Annotated in this window: 16 protein-coding genes; 8 read left to right on the forward strand and 8 right to left on the reverse strand. The window is 58.3% G+C overall.

Features of this window, described 5'->3' with window-relative positions:
* Positions 1-47 precede the first annotated feature (47 nt).
* The 6 genes from C3406_RS09355 to C3406_RS09380 all read right to left on the reverse strand — a co-directional run bounded on the left by C3406_RS09355 (position 48) and on the right by C3406_RS09380 (position 8,563).
* A complete protein-coding gene (locus C3406_RS09355; RefSeq protein ID WP_103822087.1) occupies positions 48-2,426 on the reverse strand; it encodes a glucose/quinate/shikimate family membrane-bound PQQ-dependent dehydrogenase in 2,379 nt (792 codons plus the stop codon).
* Positions 2,427-2,707: 281 nt separating this feature from the next.
* Positions 2,708-3,631 (reverse strand): LysR substrate-binding domain-containing protein, encoded by a 924-nt coding sequence (locus C3406_RS09360; protein ID WP_103822086.1) that lies wholly within the window; start codon positions 3,629-3,631, stop codon positions 2,708-2,710.
* Positions 3,632-3,837: 206 nt separating this feature from the next.
* Positions 3,838-4,722, reverse strand: a complete 885-nt coding sequence (locus tag C3406_RS09365) for a 4Fe-4S binding protein (protein WP_103822085.1) — start codon at positions 4,720-4,722, stop codon at positions 3,838-3,840.
* Positions 4,722-5,555: a dimethyl sulfoxide reductase anchor subunit family protein gene (locus C3406_RS09370; RefSeq protein ID WP_103822084.1), complete on the reverse strand. Its 834-nt coding sequence runs from the start codon at positions 5,553-5,555 to the stop codon at positions 4,722-4,724. The genes C3406_RS09365 and C3406_RS09370 overlap by 1 nt, the downstream gene beginning before the upstream one ends.
* A complete protein-coding gene (locus C3406_RS09375; protein ID WP_103822083.1) occupies positions 5,548-6,180 on the reverse strand; it encodes a DMSO/selenate family reductase complex B subunit in 633 nt (210 codons plus the stop codon). Before C3406_RS09375 ends, C3406_RS09370 begins: the two co-directional genes overlap by 8 nt.
* The gene (locus C3406_RS09380; protein ID WP_103822082.1) at positions 6,164-8,563 is read right to left on the reverse strand and encodes a DMSO/selenate family reductase complex A subunit; all 2,400 of its coding nucleotides are present in this window, start codon (positions 8,561-8,563) and stop codon (positions 6,164-6,166) included. The genes C3406_RS09375 and C3406_RS09380 overlap by 17 nt, the downstream gene beginning before the upstream one ends.
* Positions 8,564-8,998: 435 nt before the next feature.
* On the opposite strand from C3406_RS09380, the gene hglS reads away from it, so the two are divergent.
* Together hglS and C3406_RS09390 are read left to right on the forward strand one after the other, a co-directional pair.
* Positions 8,999-10,342 (forward strand): 2-oxoadipate dioxygenase/decarboxylase HglS, encoded by a 1,344-nt coding sequence (gene hglS, locus C3406_RS09385; RefSeq protein ID WP_103822081.1) that lies wholly within the window; start codon positions 8,999-9,001, stop codon positions 10,340-10,342.
* A 42-nt stretch (positions 10,343-10,384) separates the two neighbouring features.
* Entirely contained in the window at positions 10,385-11,893 is a 1,509-nt protein-coding gene (locus C3406_RS09390; RefSeq protein WP_103822080.1) for a carboxylesterase/lipase family protein, read from the forward strand.
* Here the strand turns inward: C3406_RS09390 and C3406_RS09395 are convergent.
* A complete protein-coding gene (locus C3406_RS09395; protein WP_103822079.1) occupies positions 11,880-12,722 on the reverse strand; it encodes a LysR family transcriptional regulator in 843 nt (280 codons plus the stop codon). The genes C3406_RS09390 and C3406_RS09395 overlap by 14 nt on opposite strands.
* Before the next feature lie 110 nt (positions 12,723-12,832).
* Between C3406_RS09395 and C3406_RS09400 the strand changes: the two genes are divergently transcribed.
* From C3406_RS09400 to rimL, 4 genes are all read left to right on the forward strand, one after another.
* Positions 12,833-14,002 (forward strand): pyridoxal phosphate-dependent aminotransferase, encoded by a 1,170-nt coding sequence (locus C3406_RS09400; protein WP_103822078.1) that lies wholly within the window; start codon positions 12,833-12,835, stop codon positions 14,000-14,002.
* 11 nt (positions 14,003-14,013) lie between these two features.
* Entirely contained in the window at positions 14,014-14,787 is a 774-nt protein-coding gene (locus C3406_RS09405; protein ID WP_103179733.1) for an ABC transporter substrate-binding protein, read from the forward strand.
* 247 nt (positions 14,788-15,034) lie between these two features.
* Positions 15,035-16,690 (forward strand): glucan biosynthesis protein D, encoded by a 1,656-nt coding sequence (locus C3406_RS09410; RefSeq protein ID WP_103822077.1) that lies wholly within the window; start codon positions 15,035-15,037, stop codon positions 16,688-16,690.
* A gap of 49 nt (positions 16,691-16,739) precedes the next feature.
* The gene (rimL, locus tag C3406_RS09415; RefSeq protein WP_103822076.1) at positions 16,740-17,288 is read left to right on the forward strand and encodes a 50S ribosomal protein L7/L12-serine acetyltransferase; all 549 of its coding nucleotides are present in this window, start codon (positions 16,740-16,742) and stop codon (positions 17,286-17,288) included.
* On the opposite strand, the gene ydcK is transcribed toward rimL, so the two are convergent.
* Complete coding sequence (gene ydcK, locus C3406_RS09420; protein WP_103822075.1) at positions 17,283-18,263, reverse strand: YdcK family protein; 981 nt, start codon at positions 18,261-18,263, stop codon at positions 17,283-17,285. The genes rimL and ydcK overlap by 6 nt on opposite strands.
* Positions 18,264-18,385: 122 nt before the next feature.
* Between ydcK and tehA the strand changes: the two genes are divergently transcribed.
* Entirely contained in the window at positions 18,386-19,390 is a 1,005-nt protein-coding gene (tehA, locus tag C3406_RS09425) for a dicarboxylate transporter/tellurite-resistance protein TehA (protein WP_103822074.1), read from the forward strand.
* Complete coding sequence (tehB, locus tag C3406_RS09430; RefSeq protein ID WP_103822073.1) at positions 19,387-19,983, forward strand: tellurite resistance methyltransferase TehB; 597 nt, start codon at positions 19,387-19,389, stop codon at positions 19,981-19,983. Before tehA ends, tehB begins: the two co-directional genes overlap by 4 nt.
* The last annotated feature ends 15 nt before the right edge of the window (positions 19,984-19,998 follow it).

Below are 19,998 nucleotides of genomic sequence, written 5' to 3' on the forward strand. Positions count from 1 at the left end.
ATAAAAAAGCCGGCCACAAGGGTGGCCGGCTCGACGGTTAAACGCGATTACTGTTTATCAGGCAGGGCATAGGCGATGATGTAATCCCCACGGTCCGGAGACTGACGCGCACCACCCGCATTGATGATGATGTACTGCTTACCGGTTTTTGGTGACACGTAGGTCATCGGCCCGGACTGGCTGCCCACCGGCAGACGGTCTTTCCAGATCTCTTTCCCGTTAGCGGTATCGAACGCGCGCAGGTAGAAATCCTGCGTACCGGCGAAGAACAGCAGGCCAGACTGGGTGGAGAGCGAGGCGCCCAGCGTCGGCATACCGATCGGAATTGGCATATGCATGCGGATGCCCAGCGGACCGGTATCTTCCACGGTACCTACCGGTACCTGCCACACCAGCTTGCCGGACTTCAGATCCACGGCAGACATGGTGCCGAACGGCGGTTTCTGGCATGGAATACCCAGCGGAGAGAGGAAACGCTCGCGCATCGCACCAAACGGCGTACCGTCCATCGGCACGATCCCCATTTCAATCCCGCTGGCGTTTTTGGCTACATTAGCGCGTGGCACCATGTAGTTCGCCAGCCCCAGGCGCATGTCGTTCACGAACATCAGGTTGTTGTTCGGGTCAACCGAGACGCTGCCCCAGTTCATCCCGCCCAGTGAGCCCGGGAACTGCAGAGAGCGATCCAGACCCGGCGGGGTAAAGACGCCCTGATGACGCATCTCTTTAAACTGAATGCGGCACAGCAGCAGATCAACCGGCGTGGCGCCCCACATGTCCGATTCGGTCAGGGTCTGGTTGCCAATCATCGGCATGCCGACGGAGTATGGCTGGGTCGGGGAGTAACGCTCGCCTTCAACGTTTCCGGCAGGCACTGGACGCTCTTCCACCTTCGCCACCGGCTCGCCGGTTTCGCGGTTGAGCATAAAGATCATGCCCTGCTTGCTGGTCTGCACCAGCACCGAGGTGGTGCCGCCTTTACCGTCCGGCAGATCGTACAGGAGTGGCTGCGATGGCAGGTCGAAGTCCCAGAGATCGTGGTGGGTGGTCTGGAAATGCCAGCGCACCTGACCGGTTGTGGCATCCACCGCAACAATGGAGGAGCTGTATTTGTCATCCATTTCGGTACGCTGACCAGCCCAGAAGTCCGGGGTAGCGTTACCGGTCGGGAGGTAAATCAGGTTCAGCTTCGCGTCATAGGACATGGCTGACCAGACGTTCGGTGTTCCGCGGGTGTAGGTTTGGCCTTCCGGCGGCAGGCCGGTGATGTTCGGGTTGCCTGGATCCCAGGCCCAGGCCAGCTTACCGCTGTGCACGTCATAGGCGCGCACCACGCCCGGCGGCTCATCGGTGGAGAAGTTATCCGCCACACGACCACCTACAACCACCACATTGCCCGCCACCAGCGGGGTGGAGGTTTGCTGATAGTAGCCCGGCTTCACTTCGCCCATACCGACGCTCAGGTCAACCACGCCATGGTCGCCGAAGTCTTCACACAGCTTGCCGGAATCGGCGTTGATGGCGATAAGACGGGCATCGGTGGTCGGCAGGAACAGACGACGCGGACAGGCGGCAGGCTGGGTCTCTGCCTGTGACGTTGTCACATTTGCAGTCTCTTCAAAGAAGCCCAGACCACGGCAGCGCTGCCAGTTTGGCGCAGTGGCTTTGGAGTCATAACGCCACTTCTCTTTCCCGGAGTCGACGTCCAGCGCCAGCACCTTGCTGTACGGCGTACAGACGTAGAGCGTATCGCCAATCTGCAGCGGGGTGTTCTGATCTTCCGCGCCGGAGCCATTGCTCTGGGGAATGTCGCCAGTATGGGCAACCCAGGCCACTTTCAGATCGCTCACGTTCTGCTTGTTAATCTGATCCAGGGCGGCAAAGCGGTCGCCATGGGTGGTGTTACCCCAGTGCGCCCAGTTTTTCTGCTGCTGCCCCGCGGGCACTGGTTTTACCGGTACAGGTTCGTTAGCGGCAACCAGGGTCTGCGGTTTAAACATCCAGCCAAGGCTCACCAGCATGGCGACGGCCAGCACGGCAGCAATGCCGAATGCCGGAGCTTTGTTAACCGGTCGATCCGTGCCGCGCAGGAACGGCCAGACTATGGCGGCGAGGAACGCCAGCACCGCAAAGGTGAACAGGCGTGAGAAGAGCGGCCAGAAATCCCAGCCTGCGTCGCTCACGGCCCAGATCAGCGAGGCGATAAACGCCACCGCGTAAAGGAGAATACCGCTGGTGCGCCCGCGCGCGATCAGGAAGGCGGCGATCAGCATCACCACACCCATGATCAGGAAGTACCAGCTTCCCCCTACGGTGGCGAGCTTAAAGCCCAGCCCACCGACGGCCAGCCCGATGATCGCCATCAGACCAACCAGTAGCCACTGCAGGAACCGGGGGAACCCACGTAGCGAATTACCTATAGCCATTTCTGTCTCCTGAAATAATCTTCTCTTCACTGGACAGGGCAGACTCAACCCTGAACCAAATGGGTAACAGAAGAGAAAATCCATGATGAAAAAGTCTAGCCTGACGCCGTGAAAGCGCCAGTGAGTTCACTGCTGTGTTATTTGAATGAACCATTTGGTGAAATCGGCGGGTATGATAAATCTGTTAAATTGTTTAGTGCAATTGTTAATGAATGATTTCGCATTATTTGAGTAATGGAAACAAAAAGCCCGTCATCACGACGGGCTGGAGAGAAGTGTGATTAGACGGGCATCGATTTACGTATCGCGCTCAGCAGCGTCTGGGTGGCGGCGGAGAGCGGGGCATCCACGCGGGTTAATACCCCAATCGGTTCGCCGGGGCCGGGTGTGGTCACCGGCAACGCCACCAGCGAGCCCTGACGCAGATCCTCTTTCACCGCCCCGGACGGGACAAACCAGACATAGTCATAATCGACCGTCAGCTGACGCGACAATGAGGCCGAGAGAGTTTCAATGCAGCCCGGCGGCAGTTTACATCCCTGGGTTTGCAGCAAGGTTTCGGCGTTCTGGCGCGGCACGGTGCCTTTCGGCGACACCACCACCGGCCACTCCATCACCCGGCTGAGGGTCACGGTATCGTTGAGGATCGGATGGCGGGGACGTACCACCAGCTTCAGGGATTCCAGGAAGAGCAGCTCATAGTTCAGGCCGCTCATCAGCTCCGGGTCCGACATTCTGCCGATCCCCAGATCCAGTTCGCCCGACTTCAGGCCCGCCAGCAACATGGTGTTATTCATGGTGGCGACCTGCAGGGTGATGTTGCGCTGCTGCTTGTGGAACTGGCCGATGACCGCCGGCAAAATGCCCAGCGCCGCGGTGGGCAGGGCACCAATGCGCACCACATCGGGCACCACATCGTTACGCCGCGTCAGCGACTGGCCTGCGGTATTCAGGGCATCCAGGACTTTGACTGCGTGAGTCAGGAACTGCTCCCCCACCAGCGTCAGTTGTGCGCCCAGACGCCCGCGTTCGAACAGCCGGGTGCCGGTGAGTTGCTCCAGCTCGTTCAGCGTTTTTGAAAGCGCAGGCTGGCTGAGGTTAAGGGTTTCAGCCGCGCGCCCAAGCGTACCCTGCTGAGCGACGGCCACAAAAGTGTGCAAATGGCGCAGACGAATGCGCTGAGAAAACAAACCATTTTTTTCCATAAGCGATGTTAAAAACAGAGCCTTCAACGTGACAAGGAAAGTTATTTAATTTTGATAACTTGATAGCAAAATATCGTTAACATTTCATCAGTTTTAGTAAAGCATTGAATAAAATCTGTCGCTTACATGCGCTATCAGAGGTGGCCAGGGAGGAGGTTATGAGGACGAAAGCCATTTTGCATAACAAAATGGCAACATCAGACGGGCTATGCTTCCCGCATTGCATAGGCGTGGCGCTGGCAAATATGGCAACGATCCGCCTCAGAGGAGAAGGTGTAGAAGGTGTAGAAGGTGTGATGGCAGCTGCGACAGGTTTTTGCCGCAAACGGATAGCGTTGTGGCGTTGCGGCCTGTATCTGATGCACAATGCGGATCGCATCGGAAAAACAGACAGCGGTACAACTGTTACACCCCGTACAGCGGGCAGGATCCCACTCCAGCGCCGTGTCAGTGAGCTGAAGCGCGTTTTCAGGACAGGCTCTGGCGCAGGCGCCGCAGGCCACACACCGGGATAACGACAAGGAGAGCTGGTACTCGCTGACGGTCGATAAGAGCGCTCTGCGGGCGCGGCGACCAACGCTGACCCGGCCTGACTGGACGTTCTCCTCGGGGATGCGTAACCAGTGGCGACGTAGCGGGTTAACGGCGCGGGGCGTCGGCGGAAAAATTTGCCACTCCGGCTCCCGGAGTTGGCGCAGGGTAAGATTTAATTCGGCGACGGCCCGGACCCACACCGGATGGGCCGCGCTCTCCAGTTCCACGCCCCGGATAGCGTACTGGAAATGCCACATCAGCAATTCATCGACGGTTATGCAGGCTGAAAACGGCGCGACTAAGCGATCGGCCCGATAGTTCCTGAGCGCAGGTGACAGATTTTCTGGCGCGTCGGTGGGACACGGAAACAGGCAGTTACCGCAGCGCAGACAGCTCGCGTCATCGATCGTCTGCCCGGCGGCGGAAAGGGTAATAGCCGCCACCGGGCACGCGTCTGCGCAGGCGCGACAGGGGTGGCGAGGGAAGGTGTTACGCAAACAAGAAGCCCCCACGCCGGGAGGCGCAGGGGGCTTAGCGTTAAGGCGAAAAATAGCCATCAGTGAATGTTAAAGAAAACAAAGCGAAACGCGATCTCTGCCAACACCAGCAGCCCGCCACCGATCAGGAGCCCGGTTCTGCGGTTGCGCCAGCCACTTACGGCAAAGAGTACCGCCCCGAGGACGGAGGCTATCCAGCTGACCAGGCGCAGCCCTTCGAGCCGGGCAAATGCCTCCAGCGGCTGATGAGGCAGCGTCACCACGTTTTTCAGCGGCGCGTTGGCAAGATAATCCATGTACGCAGGCTGCGCCAGCAGGCGGATCGCGACAATACTCACCACGAACACCACCGCCAGGCGCATCAGGGTGCGACGCGTCTGCATCACCGCATCGGTGTTCAGAACGGGCAGCCAGGCCATCGCCACTGCGCCGAGAATGCCCACTGCGCCATAGAACATCAGCCAGGTGTTGAAATGCATCCAGGTGATGATGGTGCTGTTGGCGTAGATGGCACTCATGCACCAGACGTCAATCAGCCCCAGCACTGCCGCAACGGGCAACAGGAAGCTGACCAGCGTTTTTTTCACCAGCAGGATCAGCGTACACAGCCCCAGCACAGCCAGGTAGAAGCTGGCAAAGACGATTTCACGGCTTAACCACGAGCTGGCGACGTGGCGCAGCGCGTTAAAGGCATTCAGCGGATAGCCCAGGTGCAGGGTGGAGGCGATTAACCCTAGGCCGCCCATCACGCAGGCTATCAGCAATACCGGCAGCAGCTGACGCGTTGCCTGCGGTACAGGTTTTGCCGCCCCTGCGCCGAATGTGAGGAACAGCGTGATGCCAACGGAACCCTGTACCAGAAGGGTAAATATCAGTAATGGCAACTCATGCATGCGGTTGTTCCTCTTTCTCTGCCCCCTGGTGCGGCTTGATCACCAGGTTAGGATGCGTGATGGATGAATCCGGCAGTCCCTGCACATCGCAGATGCTGCCGTAGCGGGCGCGCAGCTCGTCAATCGGGCCGAACTTGATAGCACCCAGCGGGCAGGTGGCGACACAGACGGGCTGCTCTCCTTTGGCCTGTAGATCGACGCAAAAATCGCATTTGGACATCTGGCCCGTCTCTTCATTCATCTGCGGCGCGCCATAAGGACACGACCAGGCGCAGTAGCCGCAGCCCACACACTTGCGGGTATCAACCCGCACGATGCCGTCGCCGGGCCGCTTGTGCATGGCCGTTGTCGGGCAGTTTTTGGTGCAGATCGGATCTGCGCAGTGGTTGCAGGAGATCGACAGGGTATAGGCGAAGACGTTCTGCGCCATGCCGCCCTGGCCGGTCGGGATAAACCCGCCGCCTTTCACCTCGTAAACGCGGCGGAAGCGACGCCCCACCTCGAGATTATGTTTATCCTTGCAGGCCACCTGGCAGGCTTTACAGCCTGAGCAGCGGGACGAATCGATAAAGAACCCCAGCTGTTTATCGCTGACGGGAGGAAAATCATTAAACTGCTGCGTCATACTTTGCGACCTCCACAAGCATGGTTTGATGAGCATTACCTTTAGCAAGCGGAGTGATACGCGCCGAGCTAAGAACGTTTGGACAACCGCCGAGATCGACGCCGTTGGCGTCCGGTTGCCACCAGGCGCCAGCCTGCATGGCGACGACGCCAGGCATGATCCGGACGGTCACTTCTGCCGGTACCTGGCAGATGCCGCGCTGGTTATGAATACGGACCGTGTCTCCCTGGCGAATGCCGCGTTTCTCCGCATCCAGCGGGTTGATCCACAGCTTCTGGACCTGCACCTCCTGCAGCCACGGGTTGGCGTACTGGGTAGAGTTAGCGCGGTTTTTACCCTTCCAGGTGATGAGCTGCAGCGGGAACTGTTTCGTCAGCTCATCTTCAGGGCCTTCATGGGCCGGAACATAGTGCGACAGGGCAGGGATGTCCGGGTTATGCATGTCATAGAGCCGCTTGGAGAAGATCTCAATTTTGCCTGACGGCGTCGGGAACGGGTTATTCTCCGGGTCGCGGATGTTCGCTTCGAAGGCGATATGCGGTTTGCTTTTGAACAGATGCTGACGCTGTTGCTGTAACTCGCTAAAGGTAGGCAGATGTTCATCTGGCATGGAGAGGCGCGTCTGCTCCCAGATGTGTTCAATCCACTCTTTCTCGCTGCGGCCTTCGCTAAACTGCGCTTCGATACCCAGCTTCGCCGCCACCTCGCGCTGCCAGTCATAGTCAGAGCGGCGTTCGAATTCAGGCTCAACGATCTTTTCGGACAGAATCAGATAGCTGCCGGTACCCCAGCTTTCGCCGATGTTCCAGCGCTCCATAAAGCTGGTTTCTGGCAGCAGGAGATCCGCATAGCGGGCGCTAGGCGTCAGGTAGAGATCGCTTGCGACAATAAACTCAATTTTGGATTCATCTTCCAGGACTTTTACCGCCTGATGAATATCCGGGTTCTGGTTGGCGAGGTAATTGCCCGCCAGCGAGAACAGGAGCCGAATATTGCTCTTCAGCTGCGTTGCCCCTGTCAGGCCATCTTCCGGCGTCACCTTGCTGGCGTCATCGGCGGCTTGCACCCAGTTCATGATCGAGATTTTTTCTTTCACCGGGTTGTCAGGCATCTCCGGGCCAGTGGCAAACTTACGGTTGCCGATGCCGCCGTAGCCCGCTGCCCAGCCGCCTTTTACGCCGACGTTACCGGTGATGGTCGCCAGCAGCGTGGAGCCACGGGCGGTGCGCTCGCCGCAGATATGGCGCTGCGGCCCCCATCCCTGGATTAGCGCCGCAGGTTTGGTGGTGGCGTAGTCACGGGCGAGCTGGCGAATGGTCTGGGCCGGGACGTGGGTGATTTTTTCCGCCCATTCCGGCGTTTTCACCACGCCATCTTTTTTGCCCATCAGATAGGCCACCAGCGACTCGTTAGCAGGTACCCCTTCCGGCATGTTCTCCTCATCGAACCCCAGGGTATAGCGATCGATAAAGGCTTTATCGTGCAGGTTTTCGCTGACGATGACGTACATCATCGCATCCATCAACGCGTTATCGGTTGACGGTAAAAGCGGAACCCACTCATCGGCCAGCGACGACACGGTATCGGAGTAGCGCGGGTCGACGACAATAAAGCGGGTGCCGTTCTGCTTCATCTGCTGAAAATAGTGGTTGGTATGGCCGAAAATGGTTTCCGTCGGGTTATGCCCCCAGAGGATCACCAGGCGGGTATCCTGCAACGTATCAAGGGAATTGCCGGTAGCGACCGTGCCGTAGGTATAAGGTGTGGCGGCGGCGGTATTGCCCATACTGACGGAGTGGTAATATTCCAGATGCCCGCCGGTCAGGTTCAATAAGCGGCGCATCATTTTATCGCCGGAAAAAGTGCCGCCGCTGACTGCGGTATTATTGTGCACGAAGCGGGATTCAGGTCCGTATTTCTTCGTAATGCGGGTAATATTATCCGCGATAAGGGTTGTCGCCTCATCCCAGGATATGCGTTCAAATTTACCTTCGCCACGTTTACCCACCCGTTTCATTGGATATTTCAGACGATCGGGATGATAAACAAATTTACGATAGCTACGACCGCGCACGCAGGCTCGCATCACCGGCATATCGGGATCGAGTGCGGCATCCGGCCGGGTCGTAATCTGGGTAACCACGCCATCGGCAATATGCGCACGAATATCGCACTTACCGCCGCAGTCAAAGGTACTGCAGGTTTGCACCACCCGTGCGGCAGGCGTCGCACCCACCGCAGGGGCCTCTGCGCCAGGCGTGGAGGCGCTTGCACGCCCGGAGGTCAAAAAAGGCAAAGCGATGGCGGCGGAACCCGCCTTCAGGAAACTTCTGCGCGACACCCCGGACGGGAAGTCATCTTCATTGTTTTCAGGTACAGACATATTATTCCCTCATAAAAAATAGCCTTATTTTCCCTGATGCCTTAAAAGGGGTAGTTGATATTTATCAAAGAGGGTAATTAACCAGGATTAACGGCGGAAAATTCAGACTATTGCGATAATAATTATCATTTATTCTTAGTGCGGAAATTGAACAAATAAATCGGCCATAGAGTTAACGTCAACGAGAATATCAATAAATAATCAGAATAATAAAAGTTAAAATATGTACAGTGCTGCCCCTGTTAATAATGCAGGATATAAATGTTTGTTAGGGGATATTTTCGTTTCACTTAAGACCGGATGTTTTATCCTCCTTGAACAGCGAAGCATGAAAAACAGGCAGCCAACCACTCAGATCACAATTCGTAAATTCTTCCAAACAGCAGCAACGGCCTTCTCTACACTCCAGGTAATATTCACTGGAGGCATGACATCATGGCGAACACCATCACGGCTGATGATATTCGGGAAAACTTTTCGCAGGCTATGTCGGCGATGTACCAGCAGGAAGTTCCGCAGTATGGCACCTTGCTGGAGTTGGTAGCGGATGTGAATCTGGCGGTACTGGAAAACAACCCGAAGCTGCACGAACAACTGGCCAACGCGGATGAACTCGCCCGCCTCAACCTCGAACGCCACGGGGCGATCCGTGTTGGTACGGCCCTGGAGCTGGCGACCCTGCGACGTATGTTCGCCATTATGGGGATGTTCCCGGTCAGCTATTACGATCTCTCCCAGGCCGGGGTGCCGGTCCACTCCACCGCCTTTCGCCCGGTAGACGATGCCGCGCTATGCCGTAACCCGTTTCGTATCTTTACCTCGCTGCTGCGCCTTGAACTGATAGACAATGTTGCCCTGCGCGAGAAAGCGGCAAAGATCCTTGCCCGTCGCAACATCTTTACTCCCCGCTGCCTGGCGCTGATTGAACTGCACGAGGCGGAAGGGGCGTTCACCCCGGCGCAGGCCGACGAATTTGTCCAGGAGGCGCTGGAGACTTTCCGCTGGCATCGTCACGCCACGGTCGATCATGAGACATACCTGGCGTTGCACAACGAACACCGGCTGATTGCCGACGTGGTCTGCTTCCCGGGCTGCCATATCAACCACCTGACGCCGCGCACGCTGGATATCGACCGGGTGCAGGCGTTGATGCCGGAATATGGCATCGAGCCGAAGATGCTCATCGAGGGGCCGCCGCGCCGGGAGATGCCGCTTCTGCTGCGCCAGACCAGCTTTAAGGCGCTGGAGGAGCCGGTACTGTTTGCCGGAGAAGCGCGCGGAACCCATACCGCGCGTTTTGGCGAAATTGAACAGCGCGGCGTGGCGTTAACCCCGAAAGGGCGCGAGCTCTACGATCGCCTGCTGGCGGAGGCCGGAACCGGCAAGGATAATCTGACCCACCAGCTGCATCTGCAGGAGGTTTTCCAGGCCTTTCCCGACAGCGATATCTTCCTGCGCCGCCAGGGGCTGGCGTGGTTCCGCTATCGCCTGACCCCGGCAGGAGAGGCGCACCGCCACGCCTTTGGCCCCGGCGACGATCCGCAGCCGCTCATCGAGCGCGGCTGGGTGGTCGCCCAGCCCATCACCTATGAAGATTTCCTGCCGGTGAGTGCCGCCGGGATTTTCCAGTCCAACCTTGGTAACGAGACCCAGGCCCGCACCCGCGGCAATGCCAGCCGTGATGCCTTTGAAGAGGCGCTGGGCTGCCCGGTGCTGGACGAGTTCACCCTCTATCAGGAAGCGGAAGAGCGCAGCAAGCGACGTTGCGGTTTGCTTTAAAAACGGTACTCTGCGGGGATGTGATAGCAACTGAAGGTCGATATGGAAAACGTCTCTTCCCCGATAGTGACCACGTGCCACGGCGATATCTGCGGCATCACCGATGACGATGTACAGGTCTGGCGCGCCATTCCCTATGCCGCGCCGCCGGTGGGCGCATTACGCTGGCGTTCGCCGCAGCCGGTGGCAAGCTGGCAGGGCGTGCGCCAGGCCACCGCCTTTTCGCCGTCAAGCTGGCAAAGCAGCGAGTACTGCCAGCAGTTGGGTGGGGGCGATCCGGGCCGTTTCTCGGAGGATTGCCTCTATCTGAACGTCTGGTCGCCGATGGAACGTGCCGCGCCGCTGCCGGTAATGGTCTGGCTGCACGGCGGCGGCTTTACCATTGGCGCAGGCGGGCTGCCGCCCTACGACGGAAAAGCGCTGGCCCAGCGCGGGGTCGTGGTGGTGACGCTCAACTACCGGCTCGGCCATCTGGGCTTTTTTGCCCATCCGGCGCTGGCGGGAGAAGAGGAGCGGGTGGTACATAACTTTGCCCTGCTCGATCAGATAGCGGCCCTGGAATGGGTGCGCGACAACATTGCTGCCTTTGGCGGTGATCCGGCGAACATCACCCTGTTTGGTGAATCTGCCGGGGCGCGCAGCGTGCTGTCATTGCTGGCCTCGCCGCTGGCAAAAGGGCTGTTTCATAAGGCGATAATCCAGAGCGGCTACACCCTGCCGGATACGCCCCGGGAGCAGGCGCTTAAAAAAGGCGAGGCGCTGGCGGCCCATTTTGGGCTGGAAAACGCCACCGCAGAGCAGCTGCGGGCGATCCCGCCTGAGGCGTTCTGGCCGCTGACGGCACCGCTCAACATAGCTCCTGCGCCGATCCATGGGGATTGTGTGTTGCCGGAGCCGATGCTGGAGGTCTTTTTTGCCGCCCGCCACCATCCGGTGCCGATCATGGTCGGCTCCAACAGCGATGAAGCCAGCGTGATGGGGGTGTTTGGCATCGATCTCGCCGGGCAGATCCAGAAGCTGCGCCGGGAGCGGCGGCTGGGACTGGGGCTTATCAAGCTGCTCTATCCCGGCGTCAAAGACGATACCGAACTGGGGCGTCAGGTATGCCGCGATATGGCCTTCACCACCCTGGGGTTTGTGGTGATGCAGGCCCAGCAGCGGGTAGGGGAGCCGTGCTGGCGCTACTGGTTCGATTATGTTGCAGAAGCCGAACATGCCACCTACATCAACGGGGCCTGGCATGGCAACGAGGTGCCGTATGTGTTTGATACGCTCACCCTCGCCGAGCCTGCCCGACAGTATGTTAATGTCAACGACCAGGCCTTTGCCGCCCAGGTTGCCGACTACTGGGTCAACTTTGCCCGCCATGCCAGCCGGGAGTGCGACACGCTGAATGGCCCGACGCGCTGGCCTGCGTGTCACCGCAGGCGGGACGTTTTGCTACGTATCGGAGTGAATAAACATGCGGGTTTTAAGCTTGAAAACCGATTTATGCGCGCCCGCATGGTGCTGTTTAAACGGGTGATGAAGCACCACGTCAGCCTGGATTAAGCAGACACGCGCGAAAGGCGGCCAGCCCCGCCGCTTTGCCGCGCGACTCCCGCAGCACCAGCCGGTAGCTGGCGCCGGTTCTTACGCTGCTTGCATAAGGCCGCACCAGCCGCCCGGCGCGGATATCCTCCGCCACCAGTGTCTCGTCGGCAATGGCGACACCCAGCCCTTGAATAGCGGCAGTGATTGCCAGATCCATGGTGTCGAAGTGTTGATTTTTGTGCATGGCAGGCGGCTGTACGGCCTGTTTCTCCAGCCACAGCGACCAGTCGGTTTTATCCCGCGTCGGGTGCAGGTAGGTAAGCGACTCCACCGCTGTGCCCTGGCGCAGGGGACTTAATACCGGCGTTAATGCCTCTTCAAACAGCAGATCGCCCGCGCTCAGGTGGGTGCCAAAGACAATGGCGGCATCATAGGATTCGGTTTTGAAATTGACGCTGTGATCGTTGGTGGTGGTCAAGGCAATCTGCAATTCAGGCTGCTCGCGTTCTACCTGTAGCAGCCGCGGCACCAGCCAGCGCATGGCGCAGGTGGGCACCTTCAGGCGCACCACGGTTTGTTGCGCCCGGGCCTGGTCCGCCACCGTGAGAAAATGTTCATACGACGCGCGCAGATCCGGCAGCAGGGCGCTGCCCTGAGAGGAGAGACGCAGCCCGCGGGCGTGGCGCTCAAACAGCGGAAAACCAAACCAGCTTTCAAGGGCGGCGATCTTACGGCTCACCGCCCCCTGGGTCAGGCAGAGCTCTTTTGCCGCATGGGTCAGATTCAGGTGTCGGGCGGTAACAATAAACGCCTCAACGGCAGTGAGCGGGAATGCGCGATGCGACACAGAACCTCCAGGTATGATTTTTTATCATGGCTATTATGACAACAATTCGATTGTCGCCACAATAGCGTTCAGGTTGAATAGTTATGCATTATTCACCAGAGGAAATTCCGATGACGCTGCGTACTCCGATACAACCCCGCTCCAAACTGCCGGACGTTGGCACCACGATTTTTACCGTTATCGGTCAGCTCTCCGCTGAACACAATGCCATCAACCTTTCTCAGGGCGCGCCGAATTTCGACTGCGATCCCGCCCTGGTGGCGGGCGTCCACCGCGCCATGCAGGCGGGCCACAACCAGTACGCCTCCATGACCGGGCTGGCGTCGCTGAAGGAACGCATCGCCGATAAGATCGCCTCCCTCTACGGCACGCAGTACGATCCCGCCAGCGAAGTGTTAGTTACCGCCAGCGCCAGCGAAGGGCTCTACTCGGCCATCAGCGGGCTGGTGCATGCTGGTGATGAGGTGATCTACTTTGAGCCCTCATTTGACAGCTATGCGCCAATAGTGCGGTTGCAGGGTGCGACGCCGGTGGCCATCAAGCTGACGGTGCCAGATTTTGCGGTGAACTGGGATGAAGTGCGCGCCGCCATTACCTCGCGCACCCGGATGATTATCGTCAACACGCCGCATAACCCGAGCGGGCAGGTCTTCTCGGCGGAGGATCTGGCGCAGCTTGCGGCGATCACCCGCAACACCGATATCATTATTCTCTCTGACGAAGTGTACGAGCACGTGGTCTTTGACGACGTGCCGCATCACGGCATGGCCACCCATCCAGGGCTGGCGGAGCGCAGCGTGATCGTCTCGTCGTTTGGCAAAACCTACCACGTCACCGGCTGGCGCGTCGGCTACTGTGTCGCCCCGGCGCAGTTGATGGATGAGATCTGCAAAATCCATCAGTTTTTGATGTTCTCTGCCGATACCCCTATGCAGTACGCGTTTGCTGAACATATGGCCGATCCGCAAACCTGGCTGTCGCTGGCGGCGTTCTACCAGCGCAAACGCGATCTGCTGGTCAATCTACTGGCCGATTCACCGTTCCGTCTGCTGCCGAGCGCAGGCTCCTTCTTCCTGCTGGCGGATTACAGCCACTTCAGCGATGAACGCGACAGCGAGATGGTGAAACGGCTGATTGTTGATTACGGTGTTGCCACGATCCCGCTCTCGGCGTTCTATACCGACGGGACAGATAACAAATTAATCCGTCTCTCTTTTGCCAAAGATGAGGCGACATTACGGGCAGGTGCGCAGGCCCTGTGTCGGGTAAAACCACGCTAAGGAGTTCAGTCATGAAAGTAAAAGCCTTCGTTGTCGGCCTGGGGTTGCTGTGTTCGTTTTCCTCACTTGCCGCAACCGAATTACGTTACGGCGTAGAAGCAGAGTATCCGCCTTTTGAGAGCCGTAACGCCTCGGGTGAGCTGGAAGGGTTTGATATTGAGCTGGGGAACGCGATTTGCGCGGCGGCGGCCCTGAAGTGCAGCTGGGTTGAAACCTCGTTTGACGCGCTGATCCCGGGGCTGGTGGCGAAGAAATTCGACGCCATCAACTCGGCGATGAACATCACCGACCAGCGTCGCCAGAGCATCGACTTTACCCAGCCGATCTACCGTATTCCATCTCAGCTGGTGGGCAAGACCGGTAGCGCGGTGGACGCCACCCCGGAAGGGCTGAAGGGCAAAACCGTGGGCGTGTTACAGGGCTCCATTCAGGAAACCTACGCCAAGGAGCACTGGGAAAAACAGGGTGTCACCGTGGTGTCGTATAAAGATCAGAACATGGCCTGGGGCGATCTGCTGAATGGCCGTATTGACGCCTCGCTGGTGATGTCTGCCGCCGGGCAGGCGGGTTTCCTCAGCAAGCCGCAGGGGAAAGGCTTTGGCTTTATCGGTAAGCCGGTCGCCGATGACACCATCCTCGGCAGCGGGATCGGCTATGGCCTGCGTAAAGGCGATGAGGCCACCAAAAAGCAGCTTGATGCCGCTATTGATAAAGTCCGTGCTGACGGCACCATCGACAAACTCGCGCAGAAGTACTTCCCTGGCATTGATGTCAGCGTGAAATAATCATCTTACCCTTAGCCTCCGACGATGCTCTCCGTCGGGGGCTGTTTTAAACATAACTTTACCTCCGTTTCAGGCAATTCCCCTCGACAGAAAATTCTTTCGCGCTTTGTTCATATTCTCGCCTGCCAACAATTGGATTCTTAACCGTTTTTGTTTAGGCTGTGCCCTTTTAATGATGTTATTTCTGCCGTTGTTTCGCCTTAAGCGAAACCCACCACCCCACGACCATAAGGACGTTTTTCCAGGCATGAATCGCAGACGTTTTTTAAAAGGCTCCCTGGCCGTAGCCGCAGTGAGCGGGACTTCCGGTTTCGCCGCACTCTTTTCCCAGGCGGCCAGTGCAGCTGAATCGGATATTGCGGACGGCACCAGCCGCCGTTTCGACTTTTCTGTGCTGCAATCCATGGCTCACGACCTGGCGCAAACACCGTGGGGTGGTGCGCCGCGTCCGCTGCCGGATACGCTCGCCACATTGACGCCGCAGGCTTACAACAGCATCCAGTACGATCCAAAGCAGTCGCTGTGGAACAACATCGAAAACCGCCAGCTTGATGTGCAGTTCTTCCATGTCGGGATGGGCTTCCGCCGTCGGGTGCGCATGTTCTCCCTGGATAACCAGACCGCCCAGGCGCGAGAGATCCACTTCCGCCCGGAACTCTTCAACTACCACGACGCGGGGGTCGATACAAAGCAGCTGGAAGGGCAGAGCGACTTAGGCTTCGCCGGTTTCCGCGCCTTTAAATCGCCCGAGCTGGCGCGCCGCGATATCGTCTCTTTCCTCGGCGCAAGCTACTTCCGCGCGGTGGACGACACCTATCAGTATGGGCTTTCCGCCCGCGGCCTGGCGCTGAACACCTACGCCGACAGCACCGAGGAGTTCCCGGACTTCACCGCCTTCTGGTTCGAAACCGTTAAACCCGGGGCGACCACTTTCACGGTCTACACCCTGCTCGACAGCCCGAGCATCACCGGGGCCTATAAGTTTGTGATCCACTGCGAGAAGACGCAGGTGATCATGGAAGTCGAAAACCATCTCTATGCCCGTAAAGAGATCCAGCAGCTGGGTATTGCCCCGATGACCAGCATGTTCGCCTGCGGCAACAACGAGCGTCGCGTCTGCGATACCATTCATCCGCAGATCCACGACTCCGATCGTCTGGCGATGTGGCGCGGCAACGGCGAGTGGGTTTGCCGTCCGCTGAATAACCCGCAAAAACTGCAATACAACGCCTATACCGACAAAAACCCGAAAGGGTTTGGTCTGCTCCAGCTTGACCGCGACTTCTCCCACTATCAGGACATCATGGGCTGGTACAACAAGCGCCCAAGCCTGTGGGTTGAGCCGCGTAACCAGTGGGGCAAAGGCACCGTCGGGCTGATGGAGATCCCGACCACCGGCGAAACCCTGGATAACGTGGTCTGCTTCTGGCAGCCGGAAAAACCGGTGAAGGCGGGGGATCAACTGAACTTCCAGTACCGTCTCTACTGGAGCGCCAGGCCGCCGGTCCGTTCCCCACTGGCAAACGTGCTGGCTACCCGCACCGGCATGGGCGGCTTCCCGGAAGGCTGGGCTCCTGGCGAGCACTACCCGAAAGTGTGGGCGCGTCGTTTTGCGGTCGATTTTGTTGGCGGCGATCTGAAAGCGGCCGCGCCAAAAGGGATCGAGCCGGTGATCACCCTCTCCAGTGGCGAAGCGAAGCAGATTGAGATCCTCTACGTGGAGCCGTTCGATGGCTATCGCATCCAGTTTGACTGGTACCCGACCAGCGATTCGACCGATACGGTGGATATACGGATGTTCCTGCGCTGCCAGGGCGAAGCGATCAGCGAAACCTGGCTGTATCACTATTTCCCGCCCGCGCCGGATAAACGTCAGTATGTAGACGACCGCGTAATGCGTTAAGCCTTTGCCGGGTGGCGGCTGCGCCGCTCGGCGTTGCAGAGGATGCACGATGACCACACCAACTGAAGAGATCATTCCCGTCAATGCGCATATCGAACTGCGTGCCGCCGACGAGCGTTACACCACCGAGCTGCATAATCTGGTGATCAAAAACCGGGCGTGGTTGCAGGACTACCTTAACTGGCCGCAATATGTCGGCTCCGAAGAGGATACCCGCCAGAACATTCAGAGCAACCAGATGTTGCATCAGCGCGGTTACGCCAAAATGTTCCTGATTTTTCACGATAATGCGCTGGTGGGGGTGCTGTCGTTTAACGCCATCGAACCGCTGAATAAAACCGGCTATATCGGCTACTGGCTGGATGAAGCCCATCAGGGGCAGGGTATTTTGTCCCAGGCGCTGGAGGCGTTTATCCGCCACTATGCCGGACGCGGAGAGATCCGCCGTTTCGTCATCAAGTGCCGCGTTGACAACGCCGCCAGCAATCAGGTGGCGCTGCGCAACGGCTTTGTACTGGAAGGGTGTCTGAAAGAGGCGGAATTCCTCAACGGACGCTATGACGACCAGAATATCTACGCCCGGATCTGCACCTCATAATGCGCCAAGCAGCGGCGTGCGGGTGATATGCTGCGCGCCGTTAATCACCTTCTCACCACGCAAGTGGATCATCTCGCCTTCCGCCGCCTCGATCACCGCGTCATCGGTAATCTCAATATGATGCTCGATCAGCACTTCCCCGCGAATGCGCGCCCGGCCCTGAATCACCACTTTGTCATCTATCAGAATCGGTCCGCCGCGTAGCCAGGCTTCGCCGCCAATCAGCACATGGTGTTTGATGACGCAGTTGCCCTCAACCAGGGCATTTTCCGCCACCTGGGAGCTGTAGCGCAGGGTAGGGATGGCATCCTCCTCCAGCCCCGCAAGCAGGCGCGCGTTGCCGTAGACTTTGGCGCAGTCGCATACCCAGACGTTATTCTCTTCGTTGCCTTCGATCAGTGCGTTGTCAAAGATTTCAGCGCGATGCTCTACAAAGGCGTAGCTGACAATGGCGTTGCCGTAGATCTGTGCCTGATGCACCACCCGCGACTGGCTGACGGTCGCCTCGCCAAAAATACGCAGGATCTGCTCATTGTCCGGGGTTAACCCTTTGGCGGCGATCACCATGCTGTTGTGCAGGATACGGGCGTTCCCAAAAAGATGGCATTCGCCACGCACCACCGAAGACTGAACGGTGACGTTGTCACTTAGGCGCGCGCTGTGGCTGATCTCGGCCCCGTCCACCCAGGCGTTATCGCCGACAGATGCCCGATGGCTAATTACGCAGGGCCGGGTAATGCGCGCGTTACCGCTCACCTGCGCCCCGGCAAAGACCACGCTGTTCTCGTCGTAGATCCAGCAGTCATCCTCCTGCGAGAGCGCCGATTCGTCGTCGATCCAACCGCCCCGGGTGCCGCTTTTCACATCGCTGAAATCACGTGCGGCGATAATCTGGCGCACCTTTACCGCTGTTTTGGTCTCGCCATCCTGCCAGTGGTGCAGACGGCTTTCCTCGCTAAGTCGATATTTTTTCATCACAGTGCCCGCAGTTGTCCTCTTTACTAAACGTAGCAAACTTTAGCTTGATCGAAACACTGGCATAGGTAAATGAAACTCCTTAAACTAGCATTTCAAATATAATTTATAGATTAAAAAATATGTATAAAACGCAAACGACTGAACGCGTTCTGAATTTACCCGCTGGTTACTACGGTATGGTGCTGGGGACCATCGGTATGGGCTTCGCCTGGCGCTACGCCAGCACCATCTGGCCGGTGCCGCACTGGCCGGGAGAGATGCTGGTGACGCTGGCAATGACGATCTGGCTGCTGTTGACCGTGGCGTTCATCACCCGCGCGGTGCGGTTTCCCGGCAGCGTACTGGCGGAGATGCGCCATCCGGTAATGAGCAGCTTTGTAAGTCTGTTCCCGGCCACCACCATGCTGGTGGCCATCGGCTTTGTGCCCTGGTATCGCCCCCTGGCACTGGCTCTGTTTAGCGTGGGCGTGGTGGTGCAGCTGAGCTATGCGGCGTGGCAATCCGCCGGGCTGTGGCGCGGCAAACATCCGGAAGAGGCGACCACTCCCGGGCTCTACCTGCCGACGGTGGCCAACAACTTTATCAGCGCCATGGCCTGCGGCGCGCTCGGGTTTCACGATGCCGGGCTGGTGTTTCTCGGTGCGGGGGTCTTCTCCTGGCTGAGCCTGGAGCCGGTGATCCTGCAACGGTTGCGCAGCGCGGGGGAACTGCCTGCGCCGATGCGCTCATCTCTCGGTATTCAGCTGGCCCCTGCGCTGGTGGCCTGCAGCGCGTGGCTCAGCGTCAACGGCGGCGAGGCGGATACCTTTGCCAAAATGCTGTTCGGCTACGGCCTGCTGCAATTACTCTTTACCCTGCGGCTGATGCCCTGGTATCTGTCGCAGCCCTTTAATGCTTCATTCTGGAGCTTTTCGTTCGGCGTCTCGGCGCTGGCCACCACCGGTCTGCATCTGGGGCAGAGCAGCCCGTCCGGTTTCTTTCACGCCATCGCCATTCCGCTCTTTATTTTTACCAATGCCATCATTGCGCTATTACTGGTGCGTACGTTTATCCTGTTGATGCAGGGGAAACTGTTGGTTCGTGCAGACAAAGCAACGCTTATGCAAGCTGAGGAAAAAGAATGACTGTGTTTGATGAGAACTACTTTACCGAAAAATATGGCCTGACCCGTACCCACTCCGAAGTGCTGTACAGCGCCGGGATTGTTAAGCCGGGCAAGACGCTGGATCTCGGCTGCGGCAACGGACGAAACAGCCTCTACCTTGCGGCGAACGGCTTTGACGTCACCGCGTGGGATAAAAACCCGATGGGCATCGAGAATATCGAGAGCATCAAGGCGAAAGAGGGCATCACTAACCTGCAGACGGCGGTCCAGGATCTCAACACCCTGCGCTTTGACGGCGAATACGATTTTATTCTTTCTACCGTGGTGATGATGTTCCTGCAGGCGGAAACCATCCCCAATCTTATCGACAACATGCAGCGCTGCACGAAACCGGGCGGGTATAACCTGATTGTGGCGGCAATGGATACCGACGATTATCCGTGCAACGTTGGCTTCCCGTTCGCGTTTAAAACCGGCGAGTTAAGCCACTACTATGCGGGCTGGGAACTGCTGAAGTATAACGAGGATGTAGGCGAGCTGCACCGCACCGATGCCCAGGGGAACCGCATTAAGCTGCGCTTTGCCACGATGCTGGCGCGTAAACCGACGTAACCGTTCTTGCCCGGC

Origin of the sequence: Leclercia sp. LSNIH8 (assembly GCF_002920195.1) — a bacterium.
Taxonomy (GTDB): domain Bacteria; phylum Pseudomonadota; class Gammaproteobacteria; order Enterobacterales; family Enterobacteriaceae; genus Enterobacter.

Excerpts from the sequence above, each read along its gene's own strand:
- C3406_RS09355 (WP_103822087.1), bottom strand. The coding sequence starts at position 2,426 with ATGGCTATAGGTAATTCGCTACGTGGGTTCCCCCGGTTCCTGCAGTGG.
- C3406_RS09360 (WP_103822086.1), bottom strand. The coding sequence starts at position 3,631 with ATGGAAAAAAATGGTTTGTTTTCTCAGCGCATTCGTCTGCGCCATTTG.
- C3406_RS09365 (WP_103822085.1), bottom strand. The coding sequence starts at position 4,722 with ATGGCTATTTTTCGCCTTAACGCTAAGCCCCCTGCGCCTCCCGGCGTG.
- C3406_RS09370 (WP_103822084.1), bottom strand. The coding sequence starts at position 5,555 with ATGCATGAGTTGCCATTACTGATATTTACCCTTCTGGTACAGGGTTCC.
- C3406_RS09375 (WP_103822083.1), bottom strand. The coding sequence starts at position 6,180 with ATGACGCAGCAGTTTAATGATTTTCCTCCCGTCAGCGATAAACAGCTG.
- C3406_RS09380 (WP_103822082.1), bottom strand. The coding sequence starts at position 8,563 with ATGTCTGTACCTGAAAACAATGAAGATGACTTCCCGTCCGGGGTGTCG.
- hglS (WP_103822081.1), top strand. The coding sequence starts at position 8,999 with ATGGCGAACACCATCACGGCTGATGATATTCGGGAAAACTTTTCGCAG.
- C3406_RS09390 (WP_103822080.1), top strand. The coding sequence starts at position 10,385 with ATGGAAAACGTCTCTTCCCCGATAGTGACCACGTGCCACGGCGATATC.
- C3406_RS09400 (WP_103822078.1), top strand. The coding sequence starts at position 12,833 with ATGACGCTGCGTACTCCGATACAACCCCGCTCCAAACTGCCGGACGTT.
- C3406_RS09405 (WP_103179733.1), top strand. The coding sequence starts at position 14,014 with ATGAAAGTAAAAGCCTTCGTTGTCGGCCTGGGGTTGCTGTGTTCGTTT.
- C3406_RS09410 (WP_103822077.1), top strand. The coding sequence starts at position 15,035 with ATGAATCGCAGACGTTTTTTAAAAGGCTCCCTGGCCGTAGCCGCAGTG.
- rimL (WP_103822076.1), top strand. The coding sequence starts at position 16,740 with ATGACCACACCAACTGAAGAGATCATTCCCGTCAATGCGCATATCGAA.
- ydcK (WP_103822075.1), bottom strand. The coding sequence starts at position 18,263 with ATGAAAAAATATCGACTTAGCGAGGAAAGCCGTCTGCACCACTGGCAG.
- tehA (WP_103822074.1), top strand. The coding sequence starts at position 18,386 with ATGTATAAAACGCAAACGACTGAACGCGTTCTGAATTTACCCGCTGGT.
- tehB (WP_103822073.1), top strand. The coding sequence starts at position 19,387 with ATGACTGTGTTTGATGAGAACTACTTTACCGAAAAATATGGCCTGACC.